Source organism: Phormidesmis sp. 146-12, from assembly GCF_052939495.1.
Map to the genome: position 1 here is coordinate 1 of NZ_JBJPHS010000234.1, position 2,019 is coordinate 2,019.

General features: G+C 47.2%; 3 protein-coding genes. All 3 read left to right on the forward strand.

Annotated features, from left to right (window positions below; all coding sequences use genetic code 11):
* Positions 1-348, forward strand: a 348-nt coding sequence (locus tag ACKFKF_RS34880) for a chemotaxis protein CheW (protein WP_446871914.1), incomplete at its 5' end; no start/stop codon positions are given.
* Between the two features lie 5 nt (positions 349-353).
* Positions 354-797 (forward strand): chemotaxis protein CheW, encoded by a 444-nt coding sequence (locus ACKFKF_RS34885; protein WP_446871915.1) that lies wholly within the window; start codon positions 354-356, stop codon positions 795-797.
* A 23-nt stretch (positions 798-820) separates the two neighbouring features.
* A complete protein-coding gene (locus ACKFKF_RS34890) occupies positions 821-1,834 on the forward strand; it encodes a methyl-accepting chemotaxis protein (protein WP_446871916.1) in 1,014 nt (337 codons plus the stop codon).
* The last annotated feature ends 185 nt before the right edge of the window (positions 1,835-2,019 follow it).

Below are 2,019 nucleotides of genomic sequence, written 5' to 3' on the forward strand. Positions count from 1 at the left end.
AATGACCTCAAACCCAGCAGCAGTCTCGCTTGTAAATTCTCGGAAAGGTCTAATGGATACCGCAATCAGATTTTACCCCTGATTGATTTACATCACGTCTTTGGCAGCGGCGTACCTGAGCGAGATGAGCTTTCTGTCGTGGTAGTTGCGCTGAGTGCAAGTTTTAGCGTTGGAATTATTGTCGATCGAATTCTAGACATTGTGGAAGATTCTTTAAGCTTTAAAGGAGCCGCAACTCGCCCTGGAATTTGCTTTTGCACAAACATTCAAGACCAGGTGACAGAGATGTTAGATATTAATGTGATCGTTGAAATGGTCAACCCACATCTTTTGCGGCAGGTCGGGTAACTCGTATGGCACAGCAATTTTGTACGTTTTATCTCAACAACATTCATTTTGGAATTCCGATCGATCAGGTGCAAGAAATCATTCGACATCAGATTCCGGTTCGCGTTCCGCTTGCTGAGTCAGATGTGTGCGGCTTGATCAATTTGCGGGGTCAAATCATCACAGTGGTCAACCTCAAGCGTCGGCTTGATATGCCCATCGAAACCACCGAGCAACCTTTAGATGCGGCTCAATACAATGTTGTTATTTGTGCCAACGAAGATGTCGTCAGCTTAGAAATCGATCAACTAGACGACATTCTAGACCTGAGCGAGGACGACTTTGAACCTCCTCCTGCGACGCTTCAAGGCACACTCCGACCCTTCTTGCAGGGTGCTTACAAGCTTGCAAATGGGTTCTTACTCGTTCTCGACCCAGCAAAAGTGTTGGAAATCAAACCCCAGTCGTAAAGTTAAACCAAGAATTTTTACTCATGACTTCAAATCAAGACCCTGCAATGGATGGAACAATCGCCACACCGCGTAAAACCCCAGCGAAATCAACCAATGGACTCAAAGCCCAATTGCAGCCCTTTGTAGATGCTTTGAATGGAGCAAAGGCGGGAGATTTTTCGGTGCGTCTTGCTGAAGATAATGATCTAAGTGAAGTCGCGATCGCATTCAACGAGATGATCGCCTCGGTACGAGACTCGATTCGACAAATGGCGGAAGTCGCTGCAACGGTGGCATCGTCGGCTGAAGAGTTAACTGCCGTTAGTAGTGAGATGAGCGGTAATGCCTCTCAAACCGCAGAGCAAGCAACCTCAGCTTCCGCCTCAGCCGAGCAAGTGAGTCAAAATGCCATCACAGTCGCGACCGCCGTTGAAGAAATGACTGCAAGCATTCGAGAAATCGCTAGAAATTCAGCACAAGGGGCAAAGATTGCAACCGATGCCGAGACCGCCGAGAAAACAAACGCGACCATCAATAAGCTAGGTCAAAGCAGCATTGACATTGGTAAAGTCGTAAAAGTGATCACCTCGATCGCGCAGCAAACCAATCTGCTGGCTCTAAATGCGACGATCGAGGCGGCTCGTGCGGGCGATGCTGGAAAAGGATTTGCGGTGGTTGCCAGTGAAGTCAAAGAACTCGCCAAACAGACTGCCAGCGCCACTGAAGATATCAGTCAACGGATTGAGGCGATTCAGACTGACACCAACGGAGCGGTAGAAGCCATCACTGAGATCACAGGGGTGATCAATCAGATTAATGATATTCAAACTACGATCGCCAGCGCTGTCGAAGAACAGACGGCAACGACCAGCGAAATCTCTCGCAACGTCGCAGAATCGGCTAAAAGGGCAACCGACATTGCTAAAAACATCGGCATTGTCGCACAGAATGCTCTAAGCACGACTTCTGGAGCAGACAATACATCTCAAGCGGCTGAAGAACTAGCGCGAATTGCAGTGGAGTTACAAAAGATTGTCGGCAAGTTCAAGTTTTAGGCAGAGGTAAGTTCGATCGCTAGACTGCAAGATACAAGAGATCGAACTCAAGTTTAATCCTTTAACCATTAGGAGAAAGGTCTTAATCTAGCTGATTTGATGTTCCCTTCTCCTATTTCAACCATGTCTAAAATTCCTAAGTACAGGACAAAAGCTTGCAAAAACTAAGCAGGAAAGGGTTTCAT